We start from the raw sequence: 17,466 nt of genomic DNA on the forward strand, positions 1-17,466 counted from the left end.
AGGCCCCTACGGCCGATGGCTTCCGTGCGGAACCGGAGCGGCGTCGCCATGCCCCCCTGGCGGCGCCGCTCCACCCCCGGCCAGCGCGGCCGCAACGCTCCCCCGATGGGATCGGCGCTTCCTCTCCGCCTGTTCCGTCCTAGCGACCGCGCTGGCCATCCCGCTCACCGCGCCCGCGGCGGCGCAGACGATGGAAGAGCGCGCCCGGGCCGCAGCCGAAGCGTCGCGCGCAAAGAGCGGCGATAGCGACGCGCTTCAGCAAAATTATGTGACGCCGGGCCTGGCTGGGCAGCAGATTTCGACGGTCGACAACAGTCGCACGTTCGCGCCCAACATCGCCTGCCAGAAAACCGCGTCGATGCTGGAGGTGCTGGTGCAACCGGCAGGGACTGGCGATCTCGGCAAGGTCACGATCGCCCGCGATACCGATCTCGACGGAACGGTCGACAGCACGGCGAACCTTCCCGTCCCGGTATCGGGCATTTGCGCGAACGGGATCGTCTCCTGCCAGCCCGGCACCTGGAATGGGTGCAGCTTCTTCCGCTGGGATGTCGACGGGGGGCGAGCGCTCAAGCTGACCTCGGTCGACATGCCCAAGCTCGCCGGATGCTATTGCCTCAACAATAGCTGCGGCACCAACCTCGCCTGGGGCAATATGGCCTCGGTGCTGCGCGACCTTGGCGGCGGGATGATTGGCGCGCTCACCACCGCCGACCCGCGCTACGGCGTTGCCGAGGCTGTGATCGACGGCCCCTCCATCCGCTATGTGGGCGCCAGGTCGACCGCCTGCTCCGCCAATCCCGACCTTCCCCAGACCGCCTATCGCGCCAATCCCGCGACGATCGCGTCGGACGCCTATGCCGCGTCCACCGGCAATACCGTGTTCCAGGCGCTCAAGGGGTCGGCGATCGGCTCCGGCACGGCGCTTGCATTTAGCCATTGCTCGATCGAGCGGCGGGTGACCGTGTTGAAGCCCGGCGCGGAGGATATCATCAGCCGAACCTCGGGCGGCTATTCCACGATACAGAACGGCTCGTCCTTCGATTTCCTGATGGGCTCACCGGCGGATAACAGCCTCGCCGGCGGAAGCTGCACGCTCATCGACTTCCGCATGACGTTGCATGTGAACGACCCGGACCGCATCGTCGGCGCGCGGCTTGCTCAGTTCTTTGCCGACGATTGGGCGCAGGTGCGGATCGATGGGCAGTTCATCGGCTCGGGCCCCTCCGCTTGGACTAGCCTTGGCCTTCCTCCGGGCAAATGCGAACTCAAGAAAACCTTCTACGCCTATCCGAACCTCGATCTGCGGCCTTATCTTACCGCAGGCGATCATGAGATCTGGCTGCGCGTCGCGGTCGCGGAGGGCGGCGAAGGCTTCGCGCAGGTCCATGTCGACGTCGACAACAGCTGCAAGACGCTGGAGCAGGTCGTCGATGGTTGCGGCGCGATCGCTTCCGATCCGCAATGCAAACTCGACAGCGAGCTGGTCGATGGTGTCCAGACCTGGATCAACGGCGTCGTGACCGGGCTACGCCCCCTCCCCCAGACCCGTATATTGGGCGGGCCGAGCTGCCCGACACAACTCACGCGCGACTTCTTCCTGAAGGACCGCACCTATCGCTGCGCGGTCGATGACATCGCGAAGCCCGACACGAGCCGCGGCGCCTATATCATCGACCATTCGACCGCGACGATGCTGGCCGACCGGACGCGCCAGAGCGACGGAAGCTATGCGACATCGACGCGCGCCTTCAGCCTTCCCGACCGGGGCTCGGTCGCGGCCTGCGAGCCCGTGTGCAAGACCCGCGCGGCCAAGGCCAACAGCGAGGCGGCGCCCGATGGCGTCGTGGGTGCGAAACAGAATGTGCCGACCGGCTACGATACCTTCTTCCACGCCTGCACTGCGGACAATCAATGCCCGGCAGGCCCCGGTGAGGAGGTCGTCTCCGCCTGCGGTTGCCTCGACGATTTTCCCGAAGCGGTCGTGATGATGCAGACCGTGCGCCTCGCCGGCGCCGACATGGTCTGCACGGGGAGCGTGCAATGAACGGCCTCCCGACAACGAGATATTGGTATCTCGATCCGCGCGGCGCCGCGCTCGCGCTGGTGCTCGGCATTGGTTTCGTTCTCGTCTGCCCCAGTGCCGCCAGGGCGCAGCAGATCTGCGCGGCGGATCTCAACAATAACGGCGATGCGGCCGATGAAGGTGAGCAGGCGAGCTGCCGTTCCACCACCAGCGGCGCTTGGGCTTGCCCGATCCAGGAGGTCGCCTGCGTCGCGGATGCGATGGGCCAATATAGCTGCCCGGTCGGCCCGCAATATGCTTGCCTCGTAAAGACTGAGGGTGGCGCGCCGGCCTGCTCGCCCAATCAGTGTGCCGATCTCGCGACCAATCCCATCGTGGATGAGCCGCCGATGGACGATCCAGGCACCGCGCCGGACGGCGGCGTCGATGCCGACGGCAATTGCCTGGGAAAGATCGAGATATTCTCGGGACGCGGAGTGCGGTGCCGGCCCGCCGGGCTTTCGACCACCTTCGCGAACTGCTGCAAGGACAAGGGCAAGATCGTGAAGGACGGGATGGGTTCTTCCATCTCGTCGATCGGTACCAAGATCGCGGTCGCGAAGGGCGTGTTCACGGGCATGAAGGCTGCCTATGTCGCCTTCAAGGCCGGTGCGACCGCGAGCCAGGCCGCGAGTGCCGGCGCCAATGCGTTGATCGTGGGTCTCGACCCCACCTCGATCGCCGTCAGCCTGGCGATCAACTTCATGATGGAGTTCCTGTTTTCCGGCTGCGACCAGCAGGACATGGAGACGGCGATGCTGCGCTCGTCAGGCATGTGCCACGAGATCGGCAGCTACTGCACCTCGAGCTTCCTTGGCGTCTGCCTGCAGAAGGCCCGTGGCCATTGCTGCTTCAACACCAAGCTCGGCCGAATCATCCAGGAACAGGGCCGTCCCCAGCTCAAGGCCTTCAACGGCAACCTGTGGGGCACGGCCAAGAAGCCGATGTGCCGCGGGTTCACGCCGGAGGAGTTCCAGGCGCTCGATTTCAGCAAGATGGATCTCTCCGAATATTATGCGGACATCGAAGCCCGCGCCCAATCCGAAATCCAAATCGACATGGGGGAGCGCATCGATGCGTATCTCAAAGCGGTCAATCCATAGCGCCTGCATGGGCCTGCTGTTGGGCGTGGCGACGGCCGCGCTCGCGCAGAGCGTCGCGAGTGACGCCCCTCGCGGCGCTGCGAGGCAGTCCGCCGCGGACCAAGGCCAAGCGAGCATGAACCGGCTGGAGCGCGCGGTCTCCCGCGGCAAGAACGATGCGGCGCAACTTCCCGATCCCAGGCTTCCGCGGACCGACGATCCCGCCGACCGAAGGCGCGCGTTCGACGGCCTGCACAAGCGACTTGCCGAGCCGGACATGGAAGCACGCGCTCGCGCAGCGCAGGCGCGCGGCGAGGCAAGTCTCGCGGCCGAGCGTGAGCGGCAGGCCAAGGCGCTGCGTCGGGCGCTCGGGCTAGAGCCGGCGGAAGAGCTGGCGCTCGCCAAAGCTGCGCCGCCGGTGGCCGCAGCGGGATGGGTGCCGGTCCTGTTTGTGTCCTCGTCCATGCCGATTTCGACACTGCGCAATTATGCCGTCCAGCTCGAAAAGGTTCGAGGCGTCATGGCATTCCGCGGGGTGCCCGGCGGTCTCAGGAAGATGGGCCCGATGGCGAAGCTGACGGCGCAAATCCTTAGGCTTGACCCGGGTTGCGAGGGCCCGAACTGCGTGATGCGCGACGTGCAGATCATCATCGATCCGATCGTGTTTCGCCAACATGGGATCGCCCAGGTTCCGGCGCTCGCGATGATTCCGGGCGATCCGACCCAGGCCTATTGCGAGCGCGACGAGGAAAGCCCCCGCGCGACCCATGTCGTCTTCGGCGACAGCGCGCTTTCGGGAATGTTCGAAGAATATGCCCGTCTCGGGGGGAAGGAGGAGGTGAGCCATGCTCAGGCTCTTGCTCGCGCTCGCTAGGGCGATCGCCGGCCTGTGGCCGCGTCTGCGCCGATTGCCGCGCAAAGCGGCGGTGGCGCTGGGCGCACCCGGCCCTGACGCACCGGCGCGACCCGAACGCCTGTGGCTGGCAATGCTGGTCGTCCTGCCCCCTGCGCTGTTCGCGGCGCTCGTCGTCCCGCAGGTCACTCTGGTCATGTCGCCGTCGATCGAGGCTTTCGCGGTGCACAAGAGCCCGGGGCCGATTGCACGCGGCGACTATGTCATGTTCACGCTTCATCACCCGATCGCCGGGCCAAAGCCGGTGTCCGTCACCAAGCATGCACTCTGCATGGCCGGCGACCGGCTGACGATGTTCGAGACCCCCTCGCCCCTCATCCCTCGTAGCAGAGACGGTCATTATTATTGCAACGGCGTGCTCCTCGGCGTGAGCCTTCCGCAAGCCCATAACGGGATGAAGCTCGAGCATATGAGCTGGAGCGGAATCATTCCGCCCGGCATGGTCTATGTGGGTTCGACGCATCCGCGCGGATTCGACAGCCGTTATTTCGGACTCCTCCCGATCGCGCGTCTCACCCGCATGGAGCGCATCCTGTGACCGCGCGCGATCAACGGACGCTCGCCGAGCACATCCCGCAGCGGAGTGACTCTGGCGATCTTCAGGAGGCTGTGATCGCCCCTGCGCAATGCGGGGTGTCGTCAGTCTTGCAAGGCCCGGACGGCCTCGATGGGCATCAGGAGAACGCGCTCTCCCAACGGCGAGGCGATGAAACCATGCCGTTCGTAAAAGCCCACGGCATCGTCGTCGATCGCGTGTACGATGACGGCGCGAACGCCGGCGATCTCCGAGGCGGCCGCGCAGCGGCGGAGCGCGTCGGCGAGCAGATCGGGACCCAAGCCAAGCCCCTGGAAGGCGGAATCGACGGCCAGCCTTGCGATGAGAAGGAGAGGCACCTTGTCCGGCATGCCCTTTCGCAGCTTTGCCGTGGGCAGCGCCGCACGCTCCTCCATCGCGGTCGTGATCGTATAATAGCCCACAACTTGACTGGGCCGGTCAGCACCGCACACTACGTAGGTGCGGGCCGAAGCGCCTTCACTGGCGAGTGCGCGCTCGTTGAGCCAAAGATCGAGCGAGGCGTGCCGTCCATTGCGGAACGCATCGACATCATGGTCGAAGTTCAATCGCTCAGGCGGCGTAACACGGCGCGTGGACATGGAAATGAGCGACGCGTCCGATCATCGATTCCAGAGCGGTTCGCGCTTCATCAGCTTTTCAAGGCTAGGCGACGGCACGGCCGGCGCATCGAGAAGGCTAAGAAACTGCTCATGCTGCTCGGCATCCAGAAAGAAGGTTCGCTGATCGAGGATGGCGGCCTCGGCTTCCCGCCGCGCGCTCGCAAGCATGAACTCGGACAGTTTCTGGCCTCGCAGAGAAGCGGCGCGGCTGAGCATCGCCTTGAGCTCGGCTGCAGCCCTGATCTGGATGACATCGTCCTTACGCGCAGAGGCGCTTCGGTCGGAACGGGCGTGCTGTGCCATATCGCTAAACTCCTTGCCGACATTTGGCGATTTGCCACGACAATGTCAATACATTTGTACTTCCCTCGTCATCGGCTTGTCGTCGTGGGCTTGGCCGGGGCAGCCTTCTTCGCCGTTCCCCAATCAGTCAGTGCGCAAGGCGCGAGCCCGACTGCCGTGGCGTCCAAGCAGGGCTATTGGTGGTATCAGGCGCTGCCTGCGCCTCCCGAAAAGCCGGATGAAGCGGATGTGCTGGTGAAGCCGGTCATCCCGCCCATGGCGGAGCTGGCCACCTGGACGCCGCCGAAGATTCGCAAGCTCATCGAGCAGCAGCGGGACTATGCAGCAACGGTGCTGACGGTCGATGCCGTCGCGGATTTCTGGCGGCTTCAGGATTTTGCGCGGCGCAAGGCAAGAGCGTTCGCCGGCGTCACCCAGATCGCGATGCTGCAATATCCCGAACTCAACTCGAAGTCCGCAAATCCGATGGTGGGCGACGCGCGCTCCGAGCTGACCGCAGAGAAGGACGCCACTCGCCGGTCCTATCTGCGCGCCCATGCCGGCGAGTTCGCACTCGTCATGTTCTCACGTTCGACCTGCGGCTATTGCCGTGTCCAGTGGCCGATCATCCAGCGCTTCCAGGAAGAGATGGGCTGGCAGGTCACGCCCATGGATCTGGACAAGCGGCCCGACCTGAGGGAGCGGTTTGGAGTCGAGATCACACCGACGACGATGGTCATTCGCCGAGGAAGTCAGCAGCGCATGATCATCGCCTCGGGCGTCGAGGCTTATCCCAACCTCGCGCAGATGGCTTATCAAGCGGTCCGCCTGCTGCGTGGCGACATCCGGCCGGAACAGTTCATGACCGGTCCGGGGGAGGATGCGGGCTTCTTCGATGCGCTTGGCAACGGCCCGGTATCAGCGACCGATCCGCGAGCGCTCGGCGGCGATCTCGTGAAAACCTCCAGCGAGCCGAGGCCATGATGCGAGGTCTCATCCTCCTCGGCATCCCGGGCCTCGTCATCGGCATGGGCTCGGCATCCGCGCAGACCGTCAGCCGCGAGGACGCGATGCGAGCGGCGATCCACCCGGTCGGCGATGCGAAGACCCTGCAGGCTTGGCTCTCGCGCGTTCCTGTCACGCGTGACTTTCCAGATGACTTCACGACAACGCTACGCGGACATGGCGCCGCCTTCATCATCGAGATGACGACAAGCCCCGGCTGCATACCGTGCGGCGACCTTTGGACAAAGCTGGCCGCGCTGGGCGCGCGCTATGGTTGGCAGGTACGCACCATCGGCAGTCAGGAGGCGATGATCCGGTCGGGACGCCTCGGTTTGTCCTGGGTCGGGCATCCGGTCGCCTGGGTGCGGCCGATGGCGGACGATGCGCGTGTCGTGCCGGTGGCGATCGGCACCGACCATTCGCCCAATCTGGCTCGCAATCTCTATCTGGCCGCGAAGATGCTGACGGGGGTGAGGCCCGACGTCGGCGTCCGGGCCATGTCCAAGTTTACCGGCATCGTGGGGCTGTCGGCGAAGCGTGCAGGAAGGCGCTGAGCAATGGCGGCCTCGGTCCTTCCTTCGTCATCCCCAATCGTCCGGAGTCCGCCATGTTCGCTTGCCATCGCGCCATCGTCCGTTCGCTGATCGCCCTTGCCCTCGCGACAATCGTTGCCGCGGCTCCCGCTCACGCGCAGAGCTGGGCCGAGAGCTGGTTCGACAATGTGACCTATACGTCGCCGGGCAGCTTCCAGGACCAGACGCGGGGCTACATCACGGCCGGTGGCATGTCGGGCCGCGTCGATGTCCACAACGACTATCTCATGTCGGTCAGCCTGCCCAAGGTCCGCGCCGGCTGCGGCGGGATCGACATGTTCCTTGGCGGTATGTCGTTCCTCGATCCGGACTATCTCGTCCAGAAGCTCGAAAGCATTCTCCAGGCAGCTCCCGCGGTCGCGTTCCAGTATCTCCTCGAGACGCTCGACGAGAAGATGGGGAACATCATCTCGAAGATGGAAGCGGCGACCAATTTCCTGAACTCGATCCAGGTCAACGATTGCCGGCTCGCCAACCGCATGGTGCAGATTGCCAAGGGCGACGACAATATGTCTGGGATCATCGAGGAGATGACCGGCTATCGCTCGGTCAAGCAAGGGTTCGCCAAGAGCTACCAGCAGAGCCGCGAGAAGATCGAGGCCAACAACAACAATCCCACCGAGGATTTGAAGGACGCGCTCGCCAACTGCCCGGCAGAGGTGACGGACATTTTCCGCACCGGCTCGCTTCTCGCCCACGCAGCGCAGCGGGTCGGCGCCGGCGACTGGGCGAGCGTGATGCGTGCCCGGGTCGGCGACGTGTACATGCGCTGGGACGATGGCGACCGAGTGCCGCTCTTCACGGCCATCCCCCAATGCCCCGCGCAGGACACGGAAAGCGCGCAGGATTTCCTGACGGGGGGCGTCCAGCGCCGCACGCTCAATTTCCCGCCCACCGGCGCCGACTGCGCGCAGGACGGCAGCGGACGCGGTGCGCTCGTTCTGGCGCGCGAGCGCATGCAGTCGATCGCCACAAAGATCCGCACGCGTGCAGCGCTGTCGGCCGAGGAGCGGCAGTTCGTGGCCAATGTTCGCACGCTGCCGGTCTACCGCATGCTCGAATGGGGTGTGCGCCAGGGCGTCGTCGACTCGGTGATCGCCGACACGGACGAACTGGTCGCGCTCACCCTCGCCTACCAGATGCTCAACGATCTCACCCGCACCATCGACTTCACGGTGACCAATGCAGAGCGAGGAGCCACGGTGGCGGGGTCGGCCGACAGCAACAACGCCAATGTCTGCCAGACGCGGATATTGTCCAAGGGAATCGAGCAGCTACGGGATTTGAGAGACGAGGTGCTGCGCCAACGCGCGCAGATGCGCCAGAGCTATATGGCGGCCCTCAACCAGACCAACCTCTCCGCCAACTATGCCGGGCTCCTGCGCGAGCGCGATCGGGACGCCCGTGACGCCGCCGGCGCCGCGGCCCGCAACCAGTAGGATCGTCTGTCATGCGCCGGCTTCCAAGGCTTCTTGCCGCCCTTCCCGCCCTGTTCCTCGCTTCCCCCGCCCTGGCGGTCGACACGAGCTTCCACACCTATGACGGCTTTGCCGAGACGGTCGAGGCTTTCCGGCTGGTGTCGATGATCTTCGGCGATCCGCGTTACGAGACGCTGGTGATGATCGTCGCGACGGTCGGGATCGGCCTCGGCGCGATCATCGCCAGCGTGCGCGGGACTGGCATGGGGCTGGTCGCCTTCGGCTTCCAGATCCTCATCGGCGTCGGCCTGTTCGTCGGACTCGTCGCCACGACGGGAACGGTCCATGTCTACGACCGGGTGCGCAACGCCTATCAGCCGGTCGGCGGCGTTCCCAACCTGCTCGTGCTCGTCGCCGGCGCGACCAACATGATCGAGCGCGCGATGGTTGAGACGATAGACGACAACACGCTCGATCCCAATGCCAAGATCGAGTTCGGGGCCGGCGGGCACAGCTTCGACTTGTTCCTGAACGCCGTTTCGCCGCGCGGGCCAATGACCGACGTCTTCCTGGACGCGACAATCAAAGACTATGTCCGGCAATGCTATCCGGTGGCACGGGTTTCGGCTGCCTATGGCGTGGACGATGACCAACTCTTCCGGACTTCAACCGACTTGCCGGCTTCCTTCGCGGCGATGGCAGGCCCCGCTACCTTCTCAACGGTCTATACCGAAGCCGACAAGGGCGGCACGACGGTCAGTTGCAGCGATGCCTGGACGTATATTTCGGATCGCCTGTCCGACCCGGTCCTGTTCGACGGCTATACGAAGCAAATTTGCGCGCGAACCGGCTATGACACGGACAATGTCCAGCAGATGACACGATGCCGGCAACAGGTCGGAGAGATGGGCCAGATGATGCTCGGCCGGCCGCTGAGTGCGCAGGCCTTCCTGACGCACATTCTGCTCGGCAACACGGTGGGCGACGTGCTGTTCGAGGATTCACCGGCGAGTGCGGCGAGAGTCATGGCCAATCGGGCAGTCATCTCCAACGGCCTCGCGACCATGTCGGTGGCGAACGAATGGATGCCGACGATCCGCGCCACCGTGTTCGGCATCATGCTGTTCATGATCCCGATCGCGCTCCTGTTCATCCTGACGCCGATCAATCTGCGGGTCGCGAGCTTTGCGCTCGGCATGTTCGTCTTTGTGGCGCTCTGGGGCGTTATCGATGCGGGCATCTATCAGCTCACGCTCGGTCGCGCGACGGCGACGCTCGCGGAGTTGCGCTCGAACGCGCTTGCGGCCAACGCTTGGCTGCTCGCGCCTTCGGCGGCGATGAAGGCGCTGGCGATCTTCGGCAGCTTTCGCACGGCCGCGGCCGGCCTAGCCGGCGCGTTCGTCTTTACCGTGTTCCGCTTCAGCGGCAATGTGTTCACCTCCTTCACGTCGGGCTCCCTCGGCGTGGCGAGCCAAGGCACGGCCGCCGCCGCGCCCATGGGTACGGCCGAGGGACAAGCGTCTGCGCTGGAAGCGCAGGCCTCGGCATTGGGCACCCGCTCCCGCGCCGCTGCGTCATCGAGCTTCGGCGATTTCGGGGAACGATCGACCTTCGGCGCCAACCGCGTCTTCGGTGAGGCAGGTCATATCCTTGGCCAGCGACCCGGCACCCCGGGCGGGACGGCGATGGCGCTTGGCGGCATCGAGGGCTCTCGTCAGCTTGGCAGCCTTGCGCCGGCGTTGGCTGGCCGGGATCTCGCCGACCCGGCGGTTGCGCGCGCCGTTCAGGCCAATGCCGCGACCACTGCGATCCACCAATTTGCCGAGAAGGATGCGCTCAGGAGCCTCGGGACGGGCTATTTCGGCCAGGGTGAGGCCGGCGAGAGGACGTTCGCGGCCTTCAGCCAGAACCTGGTGCAATGGCGCGCGTTCGGCGACAGCCGAGCTTACGGCATGATGATGCAGGCGGCCACGCGCCATTTTGAGCGGGCCGGCTATTCGGCGAGCGATGCCGAGCTCAAAGCCTCGGGCGTGATCGGAGAGGCCCAGGCCGATCCGACTTTAGCCAAGCTGATCGCCAACACCTTCGACCAGGAGCAGATGCTGAGGAACGACCTCACGTCGGCGCAGATCCAGGTCGGTGCGATGGAAGGGCGCCGCGACTATGCCGGCGATAATGTCGCGGGCGTCGAGCGCACCAATGTCGCGACCGAGCAGGGCTGGCGCAGCGGCAGCAATCACGGCCAGCGAGAGGCGGCTTCGATGCTCGGTCTCTCCGTTGATGAGACGGCGCGCCGGGTCGGGTTCATCAATGCGCTGTCTGGCGAGGCGAGAAGCACCGCCGTTACGCAGCTCGGGCGCGCGACGGGAAGGAACGAGGCGCAGGTCATGGCGGCCCTTGAGCGCTACAATATGGCGGTGCAGGTCGGAACCGCTGATGGCGCCACTGCCGAAGCGGGCCGCGAGGGCACCAGTGTCTACGGACGGACGGTCGAGGCGGCTGGGTACGACTTTGCCGAGCGCTCCGGCAAGCTCGATGCGCAGCGGGAAGTCGGAACCGCAGGCACGCGCGGCGCGGCGCGGATCGGCGAGCAGCGGCGTCAGGCGGAAAATTTCGGCTTTGCCGAGGGCGCGGAGGCAGCCGGCGTATCGACGCGCGAGGCAGCGCGGCTCGACAGCTTCATCCAGGCATTGAGCCGCACCGCAGGCAACCAGATCGACATGGCCGAAGGTGGCGCTGGCGGTATCGCCGATCGCGCTCGGAACGAGCGCTTGACCTCGATCGTCGACCGGGAGCGGCTGACCCGGATGCAAGGCCTGCTCGCCGAAAACGGCATCAAGCTGTCGAAGCGGCAGATCGCGATGGACCAGAATGGCGATCTCAGCCTCAACCTTACTCCCGAGACGGCGGCTGCCATGTCGAAGGCTGGCCTCATCAACGAGAGCCAGCTCGGCGCGATCGCGAATGGCGGGCATGCCCGCTTCAGCTTCGCGCACAACGATCTCCTCGTCTCCAGCCGAACGGATTTCAGCCGGTCGGCGCGCAGCGACACCAGCACGCGGTTCGAAGCCGGCAAGCAAGCCGGACCGGATACGATCGAGCATTTCATGGGCGGCGGCGCCGAAGGCCAGGCCATGCTGTCCAACTGGCTGCGCGGCGGGTTCGAGATGGACCGCAAGGGCGAATGGCGGCTGAAGCCGCAGGTCGCCGACACGCTCCAGCGTGATGTGCAGGCGATCATGGCCCAGACTGGGTGGCAGAGAACGCTGTCACGTTCGGCCCAAGATCAGACGACGATGGGTACCAGTGTCAACGTGGAACTCGGCCGTTCAGTCGGCGTATCCGAAAACGAAGACATCGGTGAACGCGGGCAAGGGGCCGGAAGAAAAACACAAGGCCGGCGTGCTCAAGCCCCACAGAAGATGCAATCAACGTCGGGGCGCGTTGGCGCAGGCGTTGGGTTTAGCAGCAGAGACACAAGTTCCACGAGTGAGGCTGCGGGGTCAACGCTTGATATCGTCAACTATGACGTTCGCGAATCCATCGCCGCCGCAGAGCGCGCAGCAGCCCGTTCCAGCGACCCGGAAGCAGCATTCTCCCGCGAATTGTCAAACCGCGTCCTCGGTGACGAAGGCATACGCAATCGCTACCTCCAAGATGCAGATAGTGGGCGCGCTACCTTCGATATCACCGGGCCGCTGACGTCACTGGAACAGAACTCGGTTCTTGCGAAAGGGAGCTTCTCAACTGATATCGAAGGCAGTCCGGGTGACGGCGACAGCAGCTTCAAGAAGCGTTAAGAGTGCTTACCTGTGTGCGGATTAATATACCCCGCATTGAGGGGGTTCAACGGGTTGCCGATCCAGAGTACTCCCGACCGCGGGTCGAACATGTCAGTTGTGGCGGCCAGATCTTTCATCGCGCGATCATGCTCCGCCCAAATGCGTTTCGTCACAGTCGAAGGTTCCTCATCGGACAGCGGCGTTCCATCACCTTGCCCCACAAAGTGGCCCAGACGCTCTCGGACGTAGCCGACGCCCAGCACCATAAGCGCCGTCATCGGGAAGAATAGGACATTCAGATAGCCCGCGAGTGCCCCACGATAGAATGCCGCGAGAAAGTCAACGCGTGTCGCCGCTGCCATCCCGAGCCACCAGACAGGAATGGCGGACCACCAAAGCTTGGCATACCAAGGCCGCCAGAGCCACTTCGACAGCTTCGGCTGGTCAGCGGCGCTTTCCACCTGATGTTTGTCGATGGTAGTGCCCATCGGGAAACCCCTTCCACTGCCCCATATCACTGATCGGGCCAGATTTCCACGGTCTACATAGTCGTCTCAAGGCGAGATTCGGGCGGAGCGTGACCTTTCGCCGACTATATTGCGCTCTCAACATCGGTCTTGGTGAAGTCGTCCCCTACGAAGAGGAGAGGACATCCATGCTCCCTGGCGACTTCGTAGGCGAAGCAGTCGCCAAAGTTGAGGCCGGCTGCATGAACGCCCTTTCCCCACTTGGAATAGGCCGAGGCAACGCGGTGCGCAGCGGCTGGGGTCACACTCACGATCTCGAAGCCAAGCCCGTCGATTAGGCTCACCATTTCCTCAGCGACGTTCCGTCGGGCCGAGACGATCAGAGTTTCAGCCACGGTTCCGGCGGAGATGATCAATTCATCCGCAGCCTCGATCGCATCGCTACAGGTAGCCGCATGCGGTTCATCAAGGACAATCGCCATCAGTGCAGACGTATCGACCGCGATCACGCGGGCAAACCATCGTCGCCATAGAGGAAATCCTGGCTATGCGCAGCGTCAGGACCGGTGGTTGCCTTCGCTGCTCCAGCTATCCGAGCGGCGTCGAGGAGCTTGCGGCGCGCCGTTCCATCGCTCGCCGGACGGACGGGGACTAACCTCACTGCCGGTTGTCCATGTCGCGTCAGGACAATCTCGTCTCCCGCTTCGGCCCGCCGCACCAACTCGGTCAGCTGCGCCTTGGCGTCGCTCACAGAGACTCGCATGTTGAACTCCCACTGGCCGTCGGCTACATGAACTTTTTTGGACTATTGAATGGTCCATGTCAAGATATTTGCTCAATGCCGTGGCCACGTCAGGGCATAGCTCCCTAGTCAGCGGGTACCCTGCGACTATCTGGATCAAGGTTCGTCATGTGGGCGGCCGCGCAGCAGAATGCGCCATAATCGGGCAAGCGGATGACGTTCCGGTCCGCGACGGACCCGAATGTGAAAGCTGGCAGGTGGCGGGTCTGAAGACAAATCGCCTTGAGTATCGGATCGGGAGGCAAGGCTGTTGCGCCTGGGTGAGGGCAAATCGCCTTCGCGGAACAGCGAGCCTTGGTACGAATCGTTCTTCGTGGACATCGCCGGAGTATAGTGGACGGATGTGCCGATAGAACACCTCCGCAGACCGACGCTCCCTGGCTGACATGGGAGTTCCACGGCGGAGCCTTGCACTTAGTCATATCAGCCGTTTGCTCGCGAAGGGGCGATTGGTCTTGCGATAGCGGCTGGAGCAGTCTATATCTGACTAGCTAGTCAGGAGATAATCAATGGGCACGGCAGTTGGCAAGACGGAAGGTGAGAAATCCGGTCCCCGCAGTACGTGGAAACTCGAAGATGCCAAGGCCCGCTTCAGCGAAGTCGTCAGGCGTGCCCAGAGCGAGGGACCGCAGCGGGTCACGGTCCGCGGCCGGGAGGCCGTAGTGGTGATGAGCGTGGACGAACTCGACCGGCTTCTGCCCAGGGATGCGGGCAAGCCTGCGTTCGTTCCGTTCCTCGAGGGCCTCGGACTCGACGGCCTGAACCTTGAGCGCGAGATCGACCGCGGGCGGGACGTCGCCTTGTGAAAGGCTGGCTGCTGGACACGCATATCGTATCTGCGTTGGCCAGCCCGAACGGTGCGCCGAGCGTCAAGGCATGGGCGACAGCGCAACCCGAGCACCGGATGTTCCTGAGCGTCCTGGCGCTCGCGGAATTCGATAAAGGCATCCACAATCTCGAGCCGGAACATCCGGATCGTTCGCGCTATATAGCGGCCCGCGACGCCCTCGCTGAACGCTTCAGCGACCGGCTCCTCTCCGTTCACGACGCCATCGTCTATCGCTGGGGCGCAATTTCGGGTGAGGTGAAGCGGCGGACGGGGCAGTCCCCGCCGGTGATCGATACGCTGCTCGCGGCAACCGCGATCGAGCACGACCTCTTCCTCGTGACGCGAAACATCAAGGATACTCGCCACAGCGGCGCCGTGATCTTCAACCCGTGGGAAGACGAGCCTTCGCGCTTCCCTCTCACATGACCCGAATGACGATGAGACGATGAAAACCGAACTCGACCATCTTCCGGTAAACAAGCGGCGCGAACTCGATCGGGTCATCCGGATCCTCTTTGAGGAGTTCGAGGACGCGCTTGGCCAGCCGACTGGGCCGCGCAAGCTTGGCCGCATCCTCAAGATCATCCTCTACGGCTCCTATGCGACCGGACGGTGGGTGCATGAGCCGCATACCGAGAGGGGCTATCGATCGGATTTCGACCTGCTCATCATCGTCAACCAGAAGGAGCTGACGGACAGACCCGAATATTGGGAGAAAGCGGAAGAACGCCTCGACCGGGAAACCATGATCCTCAACCGCCTACGCACGCCGGTCAATTTCATCGTTCACACGCTGCAGGAAGTGAACGATGGGCTGGCTCATGGCCGCTATTTCTTTATGGACATCGCGCGCGATGGCATTGCGCTGTATCAAGTCGACAACAGCGAACTGCACGAGCCCAAGCCCAAGACCCCGCAGCAAGCCTATGACATGGCGAAGGGTTATTTCGACCAGTGGTTCGGCCTCGCTATATCGTCGCGGATGCTTTATCAGTTTGCCTACGACAACAAGCAATTTCCCGACGCAGCCTATAATCTTCAGCAGGCGTGCGAACGTCTCTATTACTGCGTTCTTCTCGTCTACACCTTCTACACCCCTTATAGCCACAATATCAAATTCCTTCGGACGCGCGCTGAAACGATTTCTGCGCGCCTCGTCGATGCTTGGCCAAGGGAGACCCGCAAGCAGGAAGCGTATTTCAACAAGCTCAAAGATGCCTATGTGAAGGCTAGGCATTCCGAGCATTTCAAGATGACGGAGGAGGAATTCGCATATCTCTCCGAGCGCGTCGAGGTGCTTGGCACGATCGTCAACGAACTTTGCCAAGAGAGGCTGTCAGAGCTGAGCGCGCAGCTTTAAAGCATCAAAAGCGCCTCCTCGACCCGAGGAGACCGATGCTTCCAACTTCCAACTCTGCGGGTGGGAGGACTTAATGCCCGAAGAGAAAGTGCCTGACGAAGCAATGCGCAGGGTCGCTTTGGCGCTCGTGGAGCATTGTGTCCGCAATACCCGGCTGGAAGAAATCCATGCCGGCACCGTGCCGGACAGTGTCATCGGTGACTATAGCGATGTGAAGGTGGTCACGCCCTATGGCGAGATCCCCTGGAGCCAAGCTTCTCGAATTTCCGATGCCGAGATGAAGGCATTGATGATCGACATCGTCAACAAGGTCTACACGTTCCTCACGCATCTTGAAGATGTGGTGGTTCTGCGGGATTCTGCGCGCTGGAATCGGCCTGAGCATGACCCTGCCCTGCTCGCCTTCGCCAATCGCCGTGCGGCTTCTCGAGGAGCGGAAGGCGAAAGGAAGGACTGAGAGATCAGCCTTGCGCCCGCCATGAAAGCTCAGCACGTGCAAATCTGACGGCGCCATTTTGCAGGCGTTATGCCGGATGCCTTGGCAAACGCTTTGGTGAAGTGGGCCTGGTCGGAGAATCCGCACTCGAGAGCGACTTGCACCAGGGGTAGCGCGGTATCGGCCAAGAGGCGTTTTGCGCGCACGATGCGCTGCTGAACGAACCAGGCATAGGGTGCGATTCCAACCGTGTTCGTGAAAGCTCGCACAAAATAGCAGAGCGACAATCGGCACAGAGACGCGATTTCGGAGATCGAGATTGCGTTGCTGAGATTACGCCGCATCGTGCGCATGGCCAGACTGACCTGCCAGGGGGCGAGCATCGGCCGACTGCTCGTCTCTCCTCTGGGCCCCCCGAAACCCTTTTGCCGTCCGATCGGCACAGATTGTGTTTTAGTCTGCGTCGACCGCGCGCACGGCTTCGCGCTCGCGCCCACACTTCCAAAAGCCGCCATGGCGACCCCCAACGGGTTGCGAGGCAGATTGCTTGCGCCGGGGAACCTCAGCGCCCTGCCTCATCGACCACCACCAGGAGACGCTAGGGCGCAAGCCGAGGCGCGTTCGAAGGAGGAAGCCCTACTATTCCCAATGAGGGGACACATTGGCGATCCAAAAGGCGCCCCACTTTTTTGTCCGAGTTCAGCGCCGGGCCTCCCGTAGCCATCCGGTGAAGACCGCAGGCCGCGACCAAGTGGCGGCTTCAACGGACGCCCAGAGGAGCAATGATGTCGTGGAGACCGGAAAATCTGCTTTCTGGCGCGGAAGGCAGGTTAACGGCCAGCGATCCGTCTTATGACGATATGGCCCAAATCATTACAATTGCGGCCTGGGGAGTCACCATCCCTCACCAACTCGCGCCGTCGATGAACCGGCGGGGCAGCCCATTCCACAACGCCGGGTCAAATAGATGCCCATCCGGTCGTACGTCGGATTGCGCGGGCTTCTGTGGGTGGTGACGCCGCACGTAGCGCAATGCCACAACGTCAGGGTGCATATAGCCCACGCCCATGCCCGTGACCATCACTTGGCTGGGTGTGCGGTACGTCCAAAGTGCTCCGGTTCGCCGGCAGATCGAGCAATTGCACTCACCGGCATCGACAGGATCATCCTCAATCGCAACGCGGATTGTCCCGCAGTGGCAGCTTCCCTCATGCTTCATGCCAGCATCTCCTGCACTCGACCGGACAAACCTTGGT

19 protein-coding genes are annotated in these 17,466 nt (G+C 63.5%); 12 read left to right on the forward strand and 7 right to left on the reverse strand.

Annotation, left to right across the window (positions count from 1 at the left end):
• Window positions 1-190: 190 nt before the first annotated feature.
• From WFR25_RS18430 to WFR25_RS18445, 4 genes are all read left to right on the forward strand, one after another.
• Window positions 191-2,047, forward strand: coding sequence for a hypothetical protein (locus WFR25_RS18430; protein ID WP_336972864.1), 1,857 nt, complete (start codon window positions 191-193; stop codon window positions 2,045-2,047).
• The gene (traN, locus tag WFR25_RS18435) at window positions 2,044-3,168 is read left to right on the forward strand and encodes a conjugal transfer protein TraN (protein WP_048577501.1); all 1,125 of its coding nucleotides are present in this window, start codon (window positions 2,044-2,046) and stop codon (window positions 3,166-3,168) included. The genes WFR25_RS18430 and traN overlap by 4 nt, the downstream gene beginning before the upstream one ends.
• 115 nt (window positions 3,169-3,283) lie before the next feature.
• Entirely contained in the window at window positions 3,284-4,021 is a 738-nt protein-coding gene (locus WFR25_RS18440) for a type-F conjugative transfer system pilin assembly protein TrbC (RefSeq protein ID WP_226870291.1), read from the forward strand.
• Entirely contained in the window at window positions 3,993-4,598 is a 606-nt protein-coding gene (locus tag WFR25_RS18445; protein WP_043152270.1) for a S26 family signal peptidase, read from the forward strand. The genes WFR25_RS18440 and WFR25_RS18445 overlap by 29 nt, the downstream gene beginning before the upstream one ends.
• Window positions 4,599-4,699: 101 nt before the next feature.
• Here the strand turns inward: WFR25_RS18445 and WFR25_RS18450 are convergent, their stop codons facing one another.
• Together WFR25_RS18450 and WFR25_RS18455 are read right to left on the reverse strand one after the other, a co-directional pair.
• On the reverse strand, window positions 4,700-5,215 hold the full coding sequence (locus WFR25_RS18450) for a GNAT family N-acetyltransferase (protein ID WP_048577503.1): 516 nt from the start codon (window positions 5,213-5,215) through the stop codon (window positions 4,700-4,702).
• 21 nt (window positions 5,216-5,236) lie between these two features.
• Window positions 5,237-5,539 carry a type II toxin-antitoxin system TacA family antitoxin gene (locus tag WFR25_RS18455; RefSeq protein ID WP_048577504.1) on the reverse strand — a complete coding sequence of 101 codons (303 nt, stop codon included), beginning with the start codon at window positions 5,537-5,539 and terminating at the stop codon, window positions 5,237-5,239.
• A gap of 42 nt (window positions 5,540-5,581) precedes the next feature.
• Between WFR25_RS18455 and WFR25_RS18460 the strand changes: the two genes are divergently transcribed.
• The 4 genes from WFR25_RS18460 to WFR25_RS18475 are packed head-to-tail and all read left to right on the forward strand — an operon-like array spanning window position 5,582 to window position 12,334.
• Complete coding sequence (locus WFR25_RS18460) at window positions 5,582-6,502, forward strand: conjugal transfer protein TraF (protein WP_336972867.1); 921 nt, start codon at window positions 5,582-5,584, stop codon at window positions 6,500-6,502.
• On the forward strand, window positions 6,502-7,077 hold the full coding sequence (locus tag WFR25_RS18465; RefSeq protein WP_336974972.1) for a hypothetical protein: 576 nt from the start codon (window positions 6,502-6,504) through the stop codon (window positions 7,075-7,077). Before WFR25_RS18460 ends, WFR25_RS18465 begins: the two co-directional genes overlap by 1 nt.
• 53 nt (window positions 7,078-7,130) lie before the next feature.
• Window positions 7,131-8,555: a conjugal transfer protein TraH gene (locus WFR25_RS18470; RefSeq protein WP_336972869.1), complete on the forward strand. Its 1,425-nt coding sequence runs from the start codon at window positions 7,131-7,133 to the stop codon at window positions 8,553-8,555.
• Window positions 8,556-8,566: 11 nt separating this feature from the next.
• Window positions 8,567-12,334, forward strand: a complete 3,768-nt coding sequence (locus tag WFR25_RS18475) for a conjugal transfer protein TraG N-terminal domain-containing protein (protein ID WP_336972870.1) — start codon at window positions 8,567-8,569, stop codon at window positions 12,332-12,334.
• Here WFR25_RS18475 and WFR25_RS18480 read toward each other — a convergent pair.
• The 3 genes from WFR25_RS18480 to WFR25_RS18490 all read right to left on the reverse strand — a co-directional run bounded on the left by WFR25_RS18480 (window position 12,331) and on the right by WFR25_RS18490 (window position 13,546).
• A complete protein-coding gene (locus tag WFR25_RS18480) occupies window positions 12,331-12,804 on the reverse strand; it encodes a hypothetical protein (protein WP_169575439.1) in 474 nt (157 codons plus the stop codon). The two genes, WFR25_RS18475 and WFR25_RS18480, sit on opposite strands and share 4 nt — an antisense overlap.
• Window positions 12,805-12,908: 104 nt before the next feature.
• Window positions 12,909-13,292, reverse strand: coding sequence for a type II toxin-antitoxin system VapC family toxin (locus WFR25_RS18485; protein ID WP_169575440.1), 384 nt, complete (start codon window positions 13,290-13,292; stop codon window positions 12,909-12,911).
• Complete coding sequence (locus tag WFR25_RS18490; protein ID WP_043152258.1) at window positions 13,289-13,546, reverse strand: type II toxin-antitoxin system Phd/YefM family antitoxin; 258 nt, start codon at window positions 13,544-13,546, stop codon at window positions 13,289-13,291. Before WFR25_RS18490 ends, WFR25_RS18485 begins: the two co-directional genes overlap by 4 nt.
• Before the next feature lie 548 nt (window positions 13,547-14,094).
• Between WFR25_RS18490 and WFR25_RS18495 the strand changes: the two genes are divergently transcribed.
• The 4 genes from WFR25_RS18495 (at window position 14,095) to WFR25_RS18510 (ending at window position 16,231) form a co-directional block, all read left to right on the forward strand.
• Window positions 14,095-14,391, forward strand: a complete 297-nt coding sequence (locus tag WFR25_RS18495) for a type II toxin-antitoxin system Phd/YefM family antitoxin (protein WP_169575441.1) — start codon at window positions 14,095-14,097, stop codon at window positions 14,389-14,391.
• On the forward strand, window positions 14,388-14,840 hold the full coding sequence (locus WFR25_RS18500) for a type II toxin-antitoxin system VapC family toxin (protein ID WP_043152255.1): 453 nt from the start codon (window positions 14,388-14,390) through the stop codon (window positions 14,838-14,840). The genes WFR25_RS18495 and WFR25_RS18500 overlap by 4 nt, the downstream gene beginning before the upstream one ends.
• Window positions 14,841-14,859: 19 nt before the next feature.
• Window positions 14,860-15,774, forward strand: coding sequence for a HEPN domain-containing protein (locus tag WFR25_RS18505; RefSeq protein ID WP_169575442.1), 915 nt, complete (start codon window positions 14,860-14,862; stop codon window positions 15,772-15,774).
• 73 nt (window positions 15,775-15,847) lie between these two features.
• On the forward strand, window positions 15,848-16,231 hold the full coding sequence (locus WFR25_RS18510) for a hypothetical protein (protein ID WP_272799489.1): 384 nt from the start codon (window positions 15,848-15,850) through the stop codon (window positions 16,229-16,231).
• Window positions 16,232-16,260: 29 nt separating this feature from the next.
• Here WFR25_RS18510 and WFR25_RS18515 read toward each other — a convergent pair whose 3' ends face one another.
• Complete coding sequence (locus tag WFR25_RS18515) at window positions 16,261-16,593, reverse strand: helix-turn-helix domain-containing protein (RefSeq protein WP_169575444.1); 333 nt, start codon at window positions 16,591-16,593, stop codon at window positions 16,261-16,263.
• A gap of 521 nt (window positions 16,594-17,114) precedes the next feature.
• Window positions 17,115-17,429, reverse strand: coding sequence for a GFA family protein (locus WFR25_RS18520; protein WP_235955287.1), 315 nt, complete (start codon window positions 17,427-17,429; stop codon window positions 17,115-17,117).
• Window positions 17,430-17,466: the final 37 nt, after the last annotated feature.

The sequence above is a fragment of the Sphingobium aromaticiconvertens genome, assembly GCF_037154075.1.
Taxonomy (GTDB): domain Bacteria; phylum Pseudomonadota; class Alphaproteobacteria; order Sphingomonadales; family Sphingomonadaceae; genus Sphingobium; species Sphingobium aromaticiconvertens.